Annotated in this window: 16 protein-coding genes and 1 pseudogene; 10 read left to right on the forward strand and 7 right to left on the reverse strand. The window is 73.6% G+C overall.

Going from position 1 to position 14,814, the window contains the following annotated elements:
* Nucleotides 1–6: 6 nt before the first annotated feature.
* The gene (locus ACLIN4_RS03060; protein WP_100048084.1) at nt 7–873 is read right to left on the reverse strand and encodes a SigB/SigF/SigG family RNA polymerase sigma factor; all 867 of its coding nucleotides are present in this window, start codon (nt 871–873) and stop codon (nt 7–9) included.
* Between the two features lie 178 nt (nt 874–1,051).
* Entirely contained in the window at nt 1,052–1,489 is a 438-nt protein-coding gene (locus tag ACLIN4_RS03065; RefSeq protein ID WP_107478282.1) for an ATP-binding protein, read from the reverse strand.
* Nucleotides 1,490–1,615: 126 nt separating this feature from the next.
* Here ACLIN4_RS03065 and ACLIN4_RS03070 point away from each other — a divergent pair, with 126 nt between their 5' ends.
* From ACLIN4_RS03070 to ACLIN4_RS03080, 3 genes are all read left to right on the forward strand, one after another.
* A complete protein-coding gene (locus ACLIN4_RS03070; protein ID WP_107478283.1) occupies nt 1,616–1,831 on the forward strand; it encodes a hypothetical protein in 216 nt (71 codons plus the stop codon).
* A gap of 49 nt (nt 1,832–1,880) precedes the next feature.
* On the forward strand, nt 1,881–3,383 hold the full coding sequence (locus ACLIN4_RS03075) for an aminotransferase class I/II-fold pyridoxal phosphate-dependent enzyme (protein WP_382021808.1): 1,503 nt from the start codon (nt 1,881–1,883) through the stop codon (nt 3,381–3,383).
* Nucleotides 3,384–3,676: 293 nt separating this feature from the next.
* Nucleotides 3,677–4,132 (forward strand): cyclic nucleotide-binding domain-containing protein, encoded by a 456-nt coding sequence (locus ACLIN4_RS03080; protein WP_107478284.1) that lies wholly within the window; start codon nt 3,677–3,679, stop codon nt 4,130–4,132.
* Nucleotides 4,133–4,139: 7 nt separating this feature from the next.
* Here the strand turns inward: ACLIN4_RS03080 and ACLIN4_RS03085 are convergent, their stop codons facing one another.
* Nucleotides 4,140–5,438, reverse strand: coding sequence for an MFS transporter (locus ACLIN4_RS03085; RefSeq protein WP_289908507.1), 1,299 nt, complete (start codon nt 5,436–5,438; stop codon nt 4,140–4,142).
* 85 nt (nt 5,439–5,523) lie between these two features.
* Nucleotides 5,524–6,138 carry a LysE/ArgO family amino acid transporter gene (locus tag ACLIN4_RS03090; protein ID WP_107478286.1) on the reverse strand — a complete coding sequence of 205 codons (615 nt, stop codon included), beginning with the start codon at nt 6,136–6,138 and terminating at the stop codon, nt 5,524–5,526.
* 69 nt (nt 6,139–6,207) lie between these two features.
* On the opposite strand from ACLIN4_RS03090, the gene ACLIN4_RS03095 reads away from it, so the two are divergent.
* The 3 genes from ACLIN4_RS03095 (at nt 6,208) to ACLIN4_RS03105 (ending at nt 8,155) form a co-directional block, all read left to right on the forward strand.
* Nucleotides 6,208–7,122 carry a LysR family transcriptional regulator ArgP gene (locus ACLIN4_RS03095; protein WP_257101668.1) on the forward strand — a complete coding sequence of 305 codons (915 nt, stop codon included), beginning with the start codon at nt 6,208–6,210 and terminating at the stop codon, nt 7,120–7,122.
* 113 nt (nt 7,123–7,235) lie between these two features.
* Nucleotides 7,236–7,487: a WhiB family transcriptional regulator gene (locus ACLIN4_RS03100; RefSeq protein ID WP_100046401.1), complete on the forward strand. Its 252-nt coding sequence runs from the start codon at nt 7,236–7,238 to the stop codon at nt 7,485–7,487.
* Between the two features lie 314 nt (nt 7,488–7,801).
* The gene (locus ACLIN4_RS03105) at nt 7,802–8,155 is read left to right on the forward strand and encodes a DUF488 domain-containing protein (RefSeq protein WP_107478289.1); all 354 of its coding nucleotides are present in this window, start codon (nt 7,802–7,804) and stop codon (nt 8,153–8,155) included.
* A 69-nt stretch (nt 8,156–8,224) separates the two neighbouring features.
* Here the strand turns inward: ACLIN4_RS03105 and ACLIN4_RS03110 are convergent, their stop codons facing one another.
* Nucleotides 8,225–9,898 carry an FAD-binding dehydrogenase gene (locus tag ACLIN4_RS03110; RefSeq protein ID WP_107478290.1) on the reverse strand — a complete coding sequence of 558 codons (1,674 nt, stop codon included), beginning with the start codon at nt 9,896–9,898 and terminating at the stop codon, nt 8,225–8,227.
* A 23-nt stretch (nt 9,899–9,921) separates the two neighbouring features.
* Entirely contained in the window at nt 9,922–10,545 is a 624-nt protein-coding gene (locus ACLIN4_RS03115; RefSeq protein ID WP_107478291.1) for a TetR/AcrR family transcriptional regulator, read from the reverse strand.
* Between the two features lie 126 nt (nt 10,546–10,671).
* Here ACLIN4_RS03115 and ACLIN4_RS03120 point away from each other — a divergent pair, with 126 nt between their 5' ends.
* The 3 genes from ACLIN4_RS03120 to ACLIN4_RS03130 all read left to right on the forward strand — a co-directional run bounded on the left by ACLIN4_RS03120 (nt 10,672) and on the right by ACLIN4_RS03130 (nt 13,367).
* Nucleotides 10,672–11,301 (forward strand): alpha-ketoglutarate-dependent dioxygenase AlkB, encoded by a 630-nt coding sequence (locus tag ACLIN4_RS03120; protein WP_107478292.1) that lies wholly within the window; start codon nt 10,672–10,674, stop codon nt 11,299–11,301.
* Between the two features lie 77 nt (nt 11,302–11,378).
* Entirely contained in the window at nt 11,379–12,125 is a 747-nt protein-coding gene (locus ACLIN4_RS03125) for an MBL fold metallo-hydrolase (RefSeq protein ID WP_107478293.1), read from the forward strand.
* A 9-nt stretch (nt 12,126–12,134) separates the two neighbouring features.
* A complete protein-coding gene (locus tag ACLIN4_RS03130) occupies nt 12,135–13,367 on the forward strand; it encodes a DUF4032 domain-containing protein (RefSeq protein ID WP_100046406.1) in 1,233 nt (410 codons plus the stop codon).
* A gap of 117 nt (nt 13,368–13,484) precedes the next feature.
* On the opposite strand, the gene ACLIN4_RS03135 is transcribed toward ACLIN4_RS03130, so the two are convergent.
* A complete protein-coding gene (locus ACLIN4_RS03135) occupies nt 13,485–14,360 on the reverse strand; it encodes a universal stress protein (RefSeq protein ID WP_257101669.1) in 876 nt (291 codons plus the stop codon).
* 63 nt (nt 14,361–14,423) lie between these two features.
* Here ACLIN4_RS03135 and ACLIN4_RS03140 point away from each other — a divergent pair.
* Nucleotides 14,424–14,787: pseudogene (locus ACLIN4_RS03140) on the forward strand (VOC family protein).
* Nucleotides 14,788–14,814: the final 27 nt, after the last annotated feature.

Raw genomic sequence — 14,814 nt, forward strand, 5'->3', positions numbered from 1 at the left:
CGGTCGTCAGGTCCGCACCGGCCGTCCTGTGCCCCGGTGGCCGGTCCGCTGTCCCATCGCCTCGTCCCGCACGCGGGCACAGCTGCGGCTGATGAGCCGCGAGACGTGCATCTGCGAGATGCCCAGACGGTCGGCTATCCGGCTCTGTGTCATGTCCTCGAAGAAGCGCATGTAGAGGATGGCCCGCTCGCGTTCGGGCAGCCTGCGCAGACCTTCCTTCGCGGATTCGCGGTCGATCACGGTGTCGTACGAGGTGTCGGCCGCGCCGAGGGTGTCGGCGAGGCTGTAGCCGTCGTCGCCGGCCGAGAGTTCCGCGTCCAGCGACAGGGTGCTGAAGCTCTCCAGCGCCTCCATCCCGGCGCTGACCTCTTCCTCGGTCAGCCCGGTGTGGGCGGCGAGGTCGGCCACCGACGGTTCGGGGCTGCCAGGGCTCTGGGTGAGCTCGCGCCGCGCCACCCGCACCTTGTTGCGCAGTTCCTGGACCCGGCGGGGCACCCGCAGGGCCCACATCCGGTCCCGGAAGTGGCGCTTGACCTCGCCGGTGATGGTGGGCACGGCGTAGCTCTCGAAGGCGCCGCGCTCCGGGTCGAAGCGGTCGATGGCCTTGACCAGGCCGAGCGCCGCCACCTGGCGCAGGTCCTCGATGGACTCGCCGCGGTCGCGGAAGCGTCCGGCGATCCGGTGGGCCATGGGCAGCCACGCGGTGACGAGTTCGTCGCGGACGGCGTCCCGCTCGGGCCCCTCCTCGAGGCCGGCCAGCCGGCTGAAGAGGGCCATGGTGTCGGGGGCGTCGTCGTGCCGACGACGGGCGGGGGCGGCGGTGTCGGTGGACTCGGGCGTAGCGGGACGGGCAGTGGGTGTTTCGATGAGCATGCGGATCGCTCCTGAACGGTGGTCTCAGGGGAACTTTCCGCGGGAACGGCGCCGGCCGGGTCACTCACCCGGAGAGCCCGAGCAGCCATACCGCTCCCGCTGCTGCGCCTCCGGTCCGAAGCACGAACTTGCGACTGCCCTGACCCCGGTGGAACAAACTCCGCTTTTGCAAAAGTACTCAGGACAGCGGAACGACCACGGTGATGCACTTGCCTCCCGACGGAAGGTCTGCCACGCGTACGTCACGAGCCAGCCGGCAGACGATGGGCCAGCCCCGGCCGCCGACGCGGCGGCGTCCCTCGGGGTCGGTCTGCGGCACGGCCACCGGAAGGTCGTGGCTGCGGTCGCACACCGACAGCTCGACGCCGGGCCCGACGACGTCGACGCGGAAGTCGGTGACGCCGCCGCCGTGCAGTATCGCGTTGGTGGTCAGTTCCGAGGCGACCAGCACGGCGTCCGAGAGGGCGGCCGCGTCGCAGGAGGCGTGGTCGCCGGTGCCGCAGCACTCGGTGACCACGCGTTCGACGGTCCGGCGTGCCTCGGCGGGTTGGCACGGCCGGTGCCGGTCGGCGCCTGGCTGGGCGACGGCAGGTCGGGTCGGGTGCCTTTCACTCATCCGTCAGCTCCCTGGTCGGTGGGACTAGCCGTTACTTCCGGCTGACCTCTGCCGGTACCCCCAAACCTCCGGCCCCCCTTACGGCCCAGGGGCCATCCGGGCGGCCGTCGGGGGTAGACGGAAGACATGACGGATGTTGTGGACTCGGACGAACTGCTGCGCCGCATGCACCGGGCGAGGGCCTGTGCGGTGGAGCAGCAACGGACCTGGCGGGCCCGGAGCGAGGAGCTGCGGCCGACCGATCCGGAGGGCTCCCGGGAGGCCGCTGTGCGGACGGTGGCGTACGAAGCCGTCCTGCGGGTGCTGGACGAGGTGCTGACTCCGGGGCGGAACAGCCGGTGACCGGTCGCGGGGCGGATTGCCGACGGCCGGGCCGGGAAACCGGGTCGGCATGACAGCCGATCACACCTGTGCGCCCGTGCTGGAAGCCCTCGTCGACTACCGCCGCGAGGGCCGGCTGTCGTTCACCCCACCGGGGCACAAGCAGGCCCGGGGGGCCGACCCGGAGGTGCGCGAGGTGCTGGGCGACGCCGTCTTCTACGGCGACGTACTGGCGACCGGCGGGCTGGACGACCGGCTCACCCGCGGGCGGGTGCTCCAGCGCGCCCAGGAGCTGATGGCCGACGCGGTGCACGCCCAGCACACGTTCTTCTCGACGTGCGGGAGTTCCCTGTCGGTGAAGGCGGCCATGCTGGCGGTCGCGGGCCCGCACGAGAAGCTGCTGATCGGCCGGGACGCACACAAGTCCGTCGTGTCGGGGCTGATCCTGTCCGGCATCGAGCCGGTCTGGGTGGAGCCTCGCTGGGACGCGTGGCTCCACCTGGCCCATCCACCGTCGGCCGAGGAGTTCGAGCGGGCGTTCGCCGCGCACCCCGATGCCAAGGGCGCGCTGATCACCAGCCCGACGCCGTACGGGGCGAGCGCCGACCTGCGGGCCGTGGCCGAGGTGTGCCACCGGCGGTCGGCGCCGTTGATCGTGGACGAGGCGTGGGGGGCGCACCTGCCGTTCCACCCGGATCTGCCCTCGTGGGCGATGGACGCGGGCGCCGACATCTGCGTGACCAGCATCCACAAGATGGGCAGCGGTCTGGAGCAGGGCTCCGTGTTCCATCTGCGCGGTGACCTGGTGCCGCCGAAGCTGCTCGGCATGCGCGCGGACCTGCTCGGCACCACCAGCCCGTCGGCGCTGATCTTCGCCGGGCTGGACGGCTGGCGGCGGCAGATGGCGCTGCGCGGCCGGGAGCTGATGGGCGGCGCGCTGGAGCTGGCGGCCGAGGTGCGGGCGGCCGTCGAGGAGATCGACGGCATGCACGTGAACGACCGGGAGGACTTCTGCGGCCCCGGGCGGGCCCACGGCTTCGACCCGCTGCCCGTCGTCATCGACCTCGACGGGCTGGGTGTGACCGGCTTCCGGGCCGCGGACTGGCTGCGGGAGCACCGGAGCGTGGTCGCGCACCTGACCGACCACCGCCGCATCGGCATGCAGATCACCCACGGCGACGACCGGGAGACGGCCGGGGAACTGCTCGCCGCGCTCAAGGACCTCGCGCGCGCCGCCCCGGGCCTGGACCCCGCGCCGCGCGTCGAGGTGCCCTCGCCGGCCGGACTGCGGATGCCGCAGGTGGCGCTCCCCCGGGACGCGTTCTTCGGGCCGACCGAGGACGTGCCGCTCGACCGGGCGGCCGGCCGGGTCGCCGCGGAGATGATCACGCCGTACCCGCCCGGCATCCCCGCCGTCCTGCCGGGTGAGCGGCTGGCCGAGCCGGTCCTGCGGTATCTGCGCAGCGGCCTGGACGCCGGGATGTACCTTCCGGACCCGAGCGATCCCGCGCTGCGGACCATCAGGGTCGTCGCGGGGAGCGAGGGACGAGGCCCCGGGCGTCACGCCGAGTGAAACGGGTCACGTGCCCCGGTCCGGGGTTCGCGGAACGCCCGTAGATGGTTTAGCGTTCATCCATACGTGGCGACGAGGTCGACGCAGCGTCCTTCGTACGTCACCGCTTACGGCCCTGGCTGGTTTCCCCCGTCCAGCCAGGGCTTTTTCATGCCCTGTCGCGCCCGTCCCCGGTTCCGGCACGGAATCCGTACGGGATCCGCCGTCCGCCGAGGTGCCTGGGGCGCCGGCAGCGTCTGAAATGGGCATAGGGAAAGCCCCGGAACCGAATCGCCGGCGAGGAGCCCCGTGCCATGACCAAAGCGATCAAACTGCTGACCGCACTCCCCCAGCCGCAGCGCGCACGCCTGACCGCGCTCGCCCGGGAGGTCTCCTTCGCGGAGGACGCCCGGATCTTCGAGGCGGGCGGCCGGGCCGACCGCTTCTGGGTCATCCGAACCGGCGCGGTCTCCCTGACCCAGGAGGTGACCTCCGTGCAGCGGGTCACGGTCGCCAGTCTCGGCGCGGGCGACCTGCTCGGCTGGTCCTGGCTGTTCCCGCCCTACGAGTGGGACTTCGGCGCCGAGGCCTTCAGCCCGGTGCGCGCCTACGAGTTCGACGCGGCCTCGGTGCTCCGCCTGTGCGAGGAGGACCCGCAGCTGGGCATCGTGCTGGTGCGCTCGGTCGCCGAGATCCTCGCGCACCGGCTGGAGACCACCAGGGGCCGGCTCATGGAGCACTACGCGCTGCACGGGCGCGGTTCGCTGTGAAGCGCCGTCAGACCCGGTAGCGGCGCAGCGCCGGCACCGCGGCCGCCAGGGCCAGCATCACCACGACGACGAGGACACCGCCGCCGGCCGCCGCCTCGCGCGCGCCGAAGGCCGAGCCCGCGCCGCCGTGCAGGACGTCGGCCAGGCGGGGACCGCCCGCCACGACCACGGTGAAGACGCCCTGCATGCGTCCGCGCATCTCGTCGGTCGCGGCGGACAGCAGGATCGCCCCGCGGAACACCATGGAGACCATGTCCGCGACTCCGGCCACCGCCAGGAACGCCACCGCGAGCCAGAGGCTGGAGCTCAGCCCGAAGCCGGCGATGGCGGCACCCCAGACCACGACCGCGCCGATCACCATCCAGCCGTGCCGGCGGGCCCGGGAGTAGGCGCCGGAGAACAGCCCGCCGGCCACCGCGCCGATGGGGATCGCCGCGAACAGCAGCCCGAGGGCGAGACCTTCGCCGTAGCCGGCGTAGGTCTCGGAGGCGAGCTGCGGGAACAGGGCGCGGGGCATCCCGAGGACCATGGCCACGATGTCGGCCAGGAACGACAGCAGCAGCACCTTGTGCCCGGCGATGTAACGGAAGCCCGCCACGACCTCCCGGACGCCCGCGCGCCGGGCCGCCGTGCCCGCGAGCGGCGGCAGCGCGGGCAGCTTGTGGACCGCCCACACGGTGACGCACAGGGCCAGGGCGTCGATCAGGTACAGCTCGGCCAGGCCGACGACCGGGATGAGGGCGCCGGCGAGCAGCGGGCCGACCACCTGTCCGGTCTGCATGACGGTCGAGCCGAGCGCGTTGGCGGCGGGGAGCTCGTCCTCGGGGACCAGACGGGCGATGGAGGCATTGCGGGCCGGCGCGTTCAGGCCCCAGAATGCCTGCTGGAGCGCGAGCAGGAGCATGAGGGCGGCCACCGACTCGAGGCCGGTGACCGCCTGCAGCCAGAACAGCACCGAGGTCACGGCGATGCCGGTGTTGGTGATCAGCAGCAGCTTGCGGCGGTCCATGGTGTCGGCGACCGCGCCGCCCCACAGCGCGAACACGATCAGCGGCAGCAGGCCCGCGAGGCTCGCGGCGCCGACCCAGGCCGAGGAGCCGGTGATGTCGTAGATCTGCTTGGGCACGGCGACGGCGGTGAGCTGGCTGCCGACCGCCGTGACGATGGTCGAGGACCACAGCCTGCGGTAGGCCGGGCGGCGCAGGGGCCGGGTGTCCATGGCCCAGCGGCGCAGGCGGCGCCGTGGTGCCCCGTCGGGGGCGGGGTCCTTCGACCCGGGTTCGGTACTGCTCTCGCTGGTGTCCACGCGCTTCCTACGTGCTCGATACATCTTTCGTGCTGCGGGCTTACTATCGCAGCTCCGTTCGAGCTTCCCGGCCCCGCGTGGCCGCTCAGGCCCCGGCGATGAGCGTGATCCCGAGGACGATCATGGTGGCGGCGACCAGTCCGTCGAGCACCCGCCAGGCCCCGGGGCGGGCCAGGAAGCGGCCCAGGTAGCGGGCGCCGAAACCCAGCGCGGCGAACCAGCACAGGCTGGCGACCACGGCGCCCAGGCCGAAGGTCCAGCGCAGCGGCCCCCGGTCGGCGGCGACCGAACCCAGCAGGAACACGGTGTCGAGGTAGACGTGCGGGTTGAGCCAGGTCAGCGCCAGGCAGGTGAGGACCGCCCGGCGGCGCGAGCCGGCCGCGTCGCCCTCCGCCCGCAGTCCGCCGGCCGGCCGGAACACCCGCCGGGCGGCCAGGGCGCCGTAGCAGAGCAGGAAGGCGCCGCCGATCCAGCCGATCACGGTCAGGGCCTCCGGCCACGCCACCACCACCGCGCCGACCCCGCCGACGCCCAGGGCGATGAGCAGGGCGTCGGACAGTGCGCAGATGCCGACCACGGCGAGAACCGCGTCGCGGCGGACGCCCTGGCGCAGGACGAAGGCGTTCTGCGCGCCGATGGCGACGATGAGCGAGAGGCCGGTGCCGAAGCCGGCGGCCGCGGCGGTGAGGGCGTTGGTCATGGCTCCGACGCTAAGCGCGCGATCACTGCCCGTACAGCTAAAGGTTCTTACGTATCCTTAGCTCCTGTGATGACGGGACCGAGCATGCCGGCACCGGCCGACCTTCCCCTGGACCAGGTGCGCACCCTGCTGGCCGTGGTGGACGAGGGCACCTTCGACGCGGCCGCCGCGGCGCTGCACGTGACGCCGTCCGCGGTCAGCCAGCGGGTGAAGGCGCTGGAGCAGCGCACCGGCCGGGTGCTGTTGCTGCGCACCAAGCCGGTGCGGCCCACGGAGTCCGGGGCGGTGCTGGTGCGCCTCGCCCGCCAGGTGGCCCGGCTGGAACGGGACGCCCACGCCGAACTGGGGCTGAGCGGGGCCGGGGAGCCGACCCGGGTCTCCGTGGCGGTGAACGCCGACTCGCTCGCGACCTGGTTCCTGGGAGCGCTGACGCGGGTCCCCCGGGAGCCCGCGCTCTGTTTCGAGCTGCGCCGCGAGGACGAGGACCACACGGCGGCCCTGCTGCGGGAGGGCGTGGTGATGGCCGCGGTGACCTCGTCGCCCGACCCGGTTCCCGGCTGCACCGTCCGGTACCTGGGGCGAATGCGGTATCTCCCCTGCGCCGCCCCGGACTTCGCCGCGCGCCACCTCGACGGACCGCCCGGCGAGACGCTCGCCGGGGCGCCGGTGGTGCTCTTCGACCGGCGGGACGACTTCCAGGACGGCTTCGCGCGACGGCTCGGTCACCGCGACGCGGGACCCGCGCGGCACTACGTACCGACCTCGGAGGGCTTCGTCGACGCGGTCGCCGCCGGTCTCGGCTGGGGCATGGTGCCCGAACCACAGGCCCGGCCCCTGCTCAGCGGCGGCCGGCTCGTCGACTTCGCGCCGGACCGGTCGGTGGACGTCCCGCTGTACTGGCAGCAGTGGAAGCTCGACTCCCCGGCGCTGGCCACGGTGGCCGAGGCGGTGGCGTCGGCGGCGGCGGAGGCGCTGCGCCGGTAGACACGGGACGCGATCGAAGGCGCCGCGCCGGTTTCGCCCCGGATCGACAGGCCACCCGGAACGGAGCAAGGCATTCACGAGGGCGCGAACGATACCGATCGCAGGTGACATTGATGGACAACTGGCGAGAGCACGCCGAGTGCCGCACGGAGGACCCCGACCTGTTCTTCCCCATCGGCACCACCGGACCGGCCGCTTTGCAGACCGAGCAGGCGAAGGCGGTCTGCCGGCGTTGCCCGGTGCGGGAGCAGTGTCTGCGATGGGCGCTCGACACCGGGCAGTCCATCGGCGTGTGGGGCGGGACCAGTGAAATGGAACGCCGGGCGCTCAAGCGCCGCGAGGCCGTGCGCAGGAAGTCCGGCTGAGTCCCGCCGGCTCCCCTCAGCGGCCGGTGCGGCACAGGGGTCCCCAGGGGCGCTCGAGGCGTTCCACCTCGGCTCGGCCCTCAGGCCCCGGTGCCGCCGGACGAGTTCGGTCAGTTCGCCGAGTGACCGCGCGACCGCCGACCCGTGCGATGCGGGCATGCGCCGACCTCACTCGTCACACCGTCAGGGCGACGGAGTACCCGGAAGGCGGCGGGGAACCGGGCCGTTCCCGAACGGCGCACGCGTCCCCGGCACCCCGTGGGCAGCGGACGTAGGCTCACGGCAGCACTGGCGCCGTCGAGAGGGGACCGGCCATGAGCGTGCGGGTGCGCCGCATCTACGATCCGCCCGAGCCGGACGACGGCGTGCGGGTCCTGGTCGACCGGCTGTGGCCGCGGGGCGTGGCCAAGGACGCGGCACACGTGGACGAGTGGCCCAAGGGCCTCACCCCGTCGACGGAGCTGCGCCGCTGGTACCACGCGGGCGAGGGGTCGTACGAGGAGTTCGCCGAGCGGTACGAGGCCGAGCTGACGGCCCCGGAGGCGGTGGAGCTCCTCGACCGCGTGCGGGACTTGGCGGGCGAGGGTGACGTGACGCTGCTGACGGCGTCCAAGTCCCCCGAGGAGAGCCACGCTTCCGTGCTGCTCCGGCTCCTCGGCGAGGAGTGAGGAGCCGGAGCGGCCGGCGCCGGGTGCCCCCGGGAGCGGGTCGAAGGCGTGCTGAGGCGCGTGCGTAGCTCAGGCCGTCTGCCGTGCCGCGGCCCGGCCCGCCGCGCGCCCCGAGAACAGGCAGCCGCCGAGGAAGGTGCCCTCCAGAGCGTTGTACCCGTGCACCCCTCCCCCGCCGAAACCGGCCACCTCACCGGCCGCGTACAGACCGTCGACGGGCGTGCCGTCGGCGCCGAGGGCGCGGGAGTCGAGGTCGGTCTGGATGCCGCCGAGGGTCTTGCGGGTGAGGACGTGCAACTTGACGCCGATCAGCGGGCCCGCCGCGGGGTCGAGGATGCGGTGCGGGGCGGCGACCCGGCCGAGGCGGTCGCCGATGTAGCGGCGGGCGTTGCGGATGCCCTGCACCTGGGCGTCCTTGGCGTACGGGTTGGCCATCTGGAGGTCGCGGGCCTCTATCTGGCGACGGATCGAGGCGGCGTCCAGGAGCGGCTTGTCGGTGAGGGCGTTCATCCTGTCGACGAGTTGCTCCAGGTCGGGCGCGCTCACGAAGTCGGCGCCCCGGCGCAGGAAGGCGTCCACCGGGCCGGGGGCGCCCTTGCCGAGGACGCGTTCGCGCAGGAAGCCGGCGCGGTCCTTTGCGGTGATGTCGGGGTTCTGCTCGGAGCCGGAGAGCGCGAACTCCTTCTCGATGATCTTCTGGGTGAGGATGAACCAGGAGTGGTCGTGGCCGGCGAGGCCGTCGGCGGTGCGCAGGTGCCGCAGGGTGCCGAGGGTGTCGTAGCCGGGCAGGCAGGGCTCGGGCAGCCGGCGGCCGAGGGCGTCGAACCACATCGAGGACGGGCCGGGCAGGATGCGGATGCCGTGGCCCGGCCAGATGGGGTCCCAGTTGCGCACGCCCTCGGTGTAGTGCCACATCCGGTCGCGGTTGACGAGGCGGGCGCCCGCCTCGGCGCTGATGTCGAGCATCCGCCCGTCGACGTAGGCGGGGACGCCGGTGACCATCTCGGCGGGCGGGGTGCCGAGGCGCTCGGGCCAGTGGCGGCGGACGATGTCGTGGTCGCCGCCGATGCCGCCGGAGGTGACGATCACGGCCCGGGCGGTGAGTTCGAACTCGCCGACCGCGTCGCGGTTGGAGGCGACACCGCGGGGCGAGTGGTCCTCGGCGAGGACCGTGCCCCGCACGCCGCGCGCCGTGCCGTCCTCGACGACCAGGTGGTCGACGCGGTGGCGGTGGTGGAAGGTGAGCAGCCCGTCGCGGGCCGCCTGCTTCGCGTACCGGACGAACGGCTCGACGACCCCGGTGCCGGTGCCCCAGGCGATGTGGAAGCGCGGCACGGAGTTGCCGTGCCCGCCCGCCCGGAGGTCGCCGCGCTCGGCCCAGCCCACGGTGGGCAGGAAGGTGATGCCGTGACCGGCGAGCCAGGAGCGCTTCTCCCCCGCCGCCCACTCGACGTAGGCGCGTGCCCAGCGCACCGCCCAGGAGTCCTCGTCCTCGGTCCGGTCGAAGCCCGCGCTGCCCTGCCAGTCGCTCCAGGCCAGGTCGACGGAGTCCTTGACGCCGAGGCGGCGCTGTTCGGGGGAGTCGACGAGGAAGAGGCCGCCGAAGGACCAGAAGGCCTGCCCGCCGAGGTTGGCCGCGTTCTCCTGGTCGACCAGGGCGACCCTCCTGCCGCGGCTGGTCAGCTCGTGCGCCGCGACCAGGCCCGCCAGTCCCGCTCCGACCACGATGACGTCGGCATCCATGGCGACCGTCCCTTCCTGTTCCGTCATTGACGAGTACTGCCGTCGGTGAGCAATGCGGTGAGCAGCTGTCGCAGCCAGTCCCGGGCGTGCTCGACGTCCCGGTCCAGCAGCAGCTGGGTGGTGACTCCGTCGTACGCGGCCACCACGGCGTGCGCGGCACCCTCCGCGTCGCCCAGCACGGCGGGCAGGGGGGTGTGCCCCCGCGCCCGGACGAGCCGGTCGGCGATCGCCCGCCTCAGGCGTGCCCGGTGTTCCAGCAGGGACCGGGCCACGGCGGGGTCGCGGGCGGCGTGCACCAGGAAGTCCGTCTTCACCAGGAGCCAGTCCCGGTCGAGGAGCAGCACCTCGGTGACCCGGTCCACGGCGCCCGGTACGTCCAGGTCGGGGCCGTCGGAGGCGAGGGCGCCGGACACCTGCTCGGCGATCAGGTCGGCCCGCTGCCGGTAGAGGGCGAAGAACAGCTCGTCGAGGCTGTCGAAGTTGGAGTAGAAGGCGCCCCGGCTGTACCCGGCCGCCTCGCAGACCTCCTCGATCGACACCCGCCCGAACCCCTTGGCGGCGAACACGCCGAACGCGGCCTCCAGGAGGTTCGCGCGGGTGCGCACGCGGCGCCTGGTCACCCGCCCGGTCGTCGCCTTCACCGCCATCCCGGCCCTCCCCCGCGTCCGATGCGCGAATGTATCGGATACACCGATGTATCGAAAGGGCCGCGACAGCGGAGATGCCCACGAGGTGGATAGAACAGATTTTCGAACCAGGGGTAGGCTGGCTCCATGACCACGCACCTCCAGGGCTCGCTCTTCGACCAGGCCGACGAGGCCCGGCTCGGCCCGCTCGATGGACTGCGCCGCACCGACCTGGGCGCCGGCGCCTGGATCGACCTGCTTCCCGGCTGGCTGAGCGGAGCAGACGCGCTGTTCGAGCGGCTGGCCACCGAGGTCCCGTGGCGGGCCGAGCGGCGGGCCATGTACGACCAGGTGGTGGACGTGCCCCGGCTGCTCGCCTTCTACGGCGCGGGCGACGCCCTCCCCCACCCGCTCCTGGCCGAGGCGCGCTCCGCGCTGACCGCCCACTACGCCGATGAGCTGGGCGAACCGTTCACCACCGCCGGGCTGTGCCACTACCGCGACGGCCGGGACAGCGTCGCCTGGCACGGGGACCGGATCGGCCGGGGCGCGCGCCAGGACACGATGGTCGCGATCCTCTCGGTCGGCGCGCCCCGCGATCTGCTGCTGCGTCCGGTGGGCGGGGGCGGGGACACGGTGCGCCGGCCGCTGGGCCACGGCGACCTGATCGTGATGGGCGGCTCCTGCCAGCGCACCTGGGAGCACTGCGTCCCCAAGAGCACCCGCGCCGCCGGACCCCGCATCAGCATCCAGTTCCGCCCGCACGGCGTGCGCTGAGAGTCGCGCGCCCTTCACGACCGCCGCGTCTGGTTGGCTGTCGCCCGACGGGCAGCGACAGGCACACGGGAGACCCCATGCGCGCGGACGTACGGCAGGTCGCCGACGGCACCTACCTGGTGCACGGCGGCCACACCAACTGGGTGATCCTCACCGACGGCGACGCGGTCACCCTGATCGACACCGGCTACCCCGGCGACCGGCGGCCGCTGCTGGACTCCCTGGCCGCCGTGGGGAGTTCTCCGGAGGCGGTGGCCGCCGTGCTGATCACCCACGCCCACAACGACCACCTGGGCTCGGCCCAGTACCTGCGCGCCGCCCACGGCACCCCGGTCCTCCTCCACCCTGCCGAAGTGCCCCACGCCCGGCGGGACTTCCTCCAGCAGGTGTCCGTCCGCACCGTACTGCGCAACGCCTGGCGGCCGGGGGTGCTGCCGTGGGCGCTGCACGTGCTGCGCTCCGGCGGCACCGAGCGGCACCCGGTGCTCTCGCCGGAGCCCTTCCCCGGCGACGGCGCCCTGGACCTGCCCGGGCGGCCCGTGCCGGTGCACACGCCCGGGCACACGGACGGGCACTGCGTCTACCACCTCCCCGACGCCGGAGTGGTCGTCTCCGGCGACGCGCTGGTGAGCGCCCACGCCACCTCGCGGATCCCCGGACCGCAGCTGCTGCCCGACATGTTCCACCACGACCGGGCGCGTGCCCTGGCCTCCCTCGACGTCATCGCGGAACTCGACGCCGACGTCCTGCTCCCCGGGCACGGACCGGTCCACCGCGGCCTCGTGAAGGAAGCCGCGCGCCAGGCCCGGGAACGGGCGTTCTAGAGTCGGGGCATGGCCTTGCAGATCAGCGCCACCAACCCGGAGCACCCCGCGCTCCTGCTCGAACTGCCCTGGCAGACGCCGCTGGAGGAGTGGCCCGAGGAATACCTCGTGCCGCTGCCGCGCGGCATCTCCCGGCACGTCGTCCGCTACGCGCGGGCCGGCGACGAGGTGATCGCCGTCAAGGAGCTGGCCGAACGGCCCGCGCTGCGCGAGTACCAACTGCTGCGCGACCTGGACCGCCTCGCGATCCCCGCGGTCGACGCGCTGGCCGTGGTCACCGGCCGCACCGGCGCCTCGGGCGATCCGCTGGAACCGGTGCTGATCACCCGGCACCTGGGCGGCTCCATGCCGTACCGGTCGATGTTCGAGACGACGCTGCGCCCCGCCACCATGCACCGCCTGATGGACGCCCTGGCCGTGCTGCTGGTCCGGCTGCACCTCGCCGGGTTCGCCTGGGGCGACTGCTCGCTGTCCAACACCCTCTTCCGCCGTGACGCGGGCGCCTACGCCGCCTACCTGGTGGACGCCGAGACCGGAGAGCTGCACCAGCGGCTCAGCGACGGGCAGCGCGACTACGACCTCGACCTCGCGCGGGTGAACATCAGCGGGGAACTCCTCGACCTCGAGGCGTCGGGGGCGCTGCACCCTTCCGTCGACCCCATCGACTTCGGCACCGAGATCTGCGCCCGCTACCGGAGCCTGTGGGAGGAGCTGACCCGCACCTCCGTCTATCCGGCGGGCAAGTACCACTACATCGAGCGCCGCATCCGGCGCCTCAACGACCTCGGCTTCGACGTGGCCGAGATGCAGATCGAGCACGCCTCCAACGGCGACACGGTCACCTTCGTGCCCAAGGTCGTCGACGCCGGCCACCACCAGCGCCAGTTGCTGCGCCTGACCGGGCTGGACGCCGAGGAGAACCAGGCCCGGCGGCTGCTGAACGACCTGGAGAGCTGGATGGCCACCCAGGACGACTACGCCCCGGGCGACCCCCTCGGCGCCCGCCCCGAGGTCCTCGCACACCGCTGGGTGCGCGAGGTGTTCCGGCCCACCGTGCGGGCGGTGCCGGTGGAGCTGCGCGGCGCGATGGACCCGGCCGAGATCTACCACGAGCTGCTGGAGCACCGCTGGTACCTGTCCGAGCGGGCGCAGCACGACATCGGCCTGGAGACCGCCGTCGCGGACTACATCGCCAACATCCTGCCGAAGGCCCGCGAGACGCTCCAGCCGACGGCTGACTGAGCGGCCCACGGGCCTTCGGGGGTACTGAGCCGGCCGGCCGTGTGCGGGGCCGGTCGGGCCTTCGGCCGGTGCCGGGCCGTCCGGCGGCTGGGGGGACCTCAGGCGTGCGAGGGGCCCTCAGGCGTGCGGGACCACCGCGACCGGGCAGTCCGCGTGGTGCAGCACGCCGTGCGCCACGGAGCCGATGCGGGCGCCGACGGCCGTGCGGCGGGCGCGGCGGCCGACGACCACCAGCTGGGCGCCGCCGGCCACCGACAGCAGTACCTGGCCGGCGCTGCCCATCTCCACGTGCTCGATCACCGGGACGTCGGGGAAGCGCTCGCGCCACGGCCCCAGCGCCTCGCCGAGCGCCTTGCGCTCGTACTGCTCCAGTCCGCCGGCCTCGTCGGCGAGCGCCATGGAGCCCGGGCTGTAGGTGAACACCGTCGGCAGGGTCCAGGCCCGCACGGCGCGCACCGTGGCGCCGCGAGCGGCGGCGGCCTCGAAGGCGAACCCGATCACGTCCGCACTGTCCTCGGGCTCCCCCTGCTGGCCCACGACGACCTCGCGGCCGGCGGCCTCGGTGGCGGCCTCGTCCCCGTCCCGCACGAGGACCACCGGCCGGGTGGCCTCCGCGATCACCTGCTGGCCGACGGAGCCGAGCAGGAATCCGACGACCGCCCCGTGGCCGCGCGAGCCGAGCACCAGCGCCTCGGCGTCGGCCCCGGCGGCGAGCAGCGCGGCGACGGCGTCGTCGGCCTCACGGACCTCCGTGTCCACCGTGAGTTCCGGGTGCCGTTCGGTGACGGTACGGACGGACTCGGCGACCGCGTCCCGCACCGACCGCTCCTGCGCGTCCCGGTCCCCGGCGCCGGCCGTGTCCTGCGGCTGGAACCGCCAGGCGTGCACGACACACAGCGGTGCCTCGCGCCGGACCGCCTCCCTGGCCGCCCAGGCCAGCGCCGCCAGGCTCTCCTGCGAACCGTCCACCCCTGCCGTGATCGGGCGCGTCATGCGGGTCCCTCCCTGTGTCGCGGTCACGTCGTCCATGGGACCAGTCTTCCCTACGCTGTCCGCATGACCTTGGAGTGGGAGCAGGTGAACGTCGACGCGGCCGATCCCGAGGCGCTCGGGCGCTGGTGGACCGAGGCGCTCGGCTGGGTGGTGGTGAACGACGCCCGACGAGTACGAGATCCGTCCGCGGGCGGACCGGCTGCCGGGGCTGCTCTTCGTCCCGGTGCCGGAGGGCAAGACCGTCAAGAACCGGCTGCACCTCGACTTCCGGCCCGACGACCAGGAGGCCGAGGTGGCCCGCCTGCTGCGCATGGGCGCGCGCCGGGTCGACGTCGGGCAGGGCGAGCAGCCGTGGGTGGTGCTGGCCGACCCGGAGGGCAACGAGTTCTGCGTGCTGGGGCCCCGGGGCGGCCGTCCCGCTGCCTGAGCGGGGTGCCGCGATCGAACATACGAT

This window comes from Streptomyces mutabilis (assembly GCF_046628145.1).
In the GTDB taxonomy this organism is placed as follows: domain Bacteria; phylum Actinomycetota; class Actinomycetes; order Streptomycetales; family Streptomycetaceae; genus Streptomyces; species Streptomyces mutabilis.

Bases quoted from the DNA above. Each gene is read 5' to 3' on its own strand.
- ACLIN4_RS03100 (WP_100046401.1), top strand. From the start codon at position 7,236: ATGGACAACTGGCGAGAGCACGCCGAGTGCCGCACGGAGGACCCCGAC.
- ACLIN4_RS03130 (WP_100046406.1), top strand. From the start codon at position 12,135: ATGGCCTTGCAGATCAGCGCCACCAACCCGGAGCACCCCGCGCTCCTG.
- ACLIN4_RS03070 (WP_107478283.1), top strand. From the start codon at position 1,616: ATGACGGATGTTGTGGACTCGGACGAACTGCTGCGCCGCATGCACCGG.
- ACLIN4_RS03110 (WP_107478290.1), bottom strand. From the start codon at position 9,898: ATGGATGCCGACGTCATCGTGGTCGGAGCGGGACTGGCGGGCCTGGTC.
- ACLIN4_RS03060 (WP_100048084.1), bottom strand. From the start codon at position 873: ATGCTCATCGAAACACCCACTGCCCGTCCCGCTACGCCCGAGTCCACC.
- ACLIN4_RS03075 (WP_382021808.1), top strand. From the start codon at position 1,881: ATGACAGCCGATCACACCTGTGCGCCCGTGCTGGAAGCCCTCGTCGAC.
- ACLIN4_RS03090 (WP_107478286.1), bottom strand. From the start codon at position 6,138: ATGACCAACGCCCTCACCGCCGCGGCCGCCGGCTTCGGCACCGGCCTC.
- ACLIN4_RS03125 (WP_107478293.1), top strand. From the start codon at position 11,379: ATGCGCGCGGACGTACGGCAGGTCGCCGACGGCACCTACCTGGTGCAC.
- ACLIN4_RS03115 (WP_107478291.1), bottom strand. From the start codon at position 10,545: ATGGCGGTGAAGGCGACGACCGGGCGGGTGACCAGGCGCCGCGTGCGC.
- ACLIN4_RS03105 (WP_107478289.1), top strand. From the start codon at position 7,802: ATGAGCGTGCGGGTGCGCCGCATCTACGATCCGCCCGAGCCGGACGAC.
- ACLIN4_RS03120 (WP_107478292.1), top strand. From the start codon at position 10,672: ATGACCACGCACCTCCAGGGCTCGCTCTTCGACCAGGCCGACGAGGCC.
- ACLIN4_RS03065 (WP_107478282.1), bottom strand. From the start codon at position 1,489: ATGAGTGAAAGGCACCCGACCCGACCTGCCGTCGCCCAGCCAGGCGCC.
- ACLIN4_RS03135 (WP_257101669.1), bottom strand. From the start codon at position 14,360: ATGACGCGCCCGATCACGGCAGGGGTGGACGGTTCGCAGGAGAGCCTG.
- ACLIN4_RS03095 (WP_257101668.1), top strand. From the start codon at position 6,208: ATGACGGGACCGAGCATGCCGGCACCGGCCGACCTTCCCCTGGACCAG.
- ACLIN4_RS03080 (WP_107478284.1), top strand. From the start codon at position 3,677: ATGACCAAAGCGATCAAACTGCTGACCGCACTCCCCCAGCCGCAGCGC.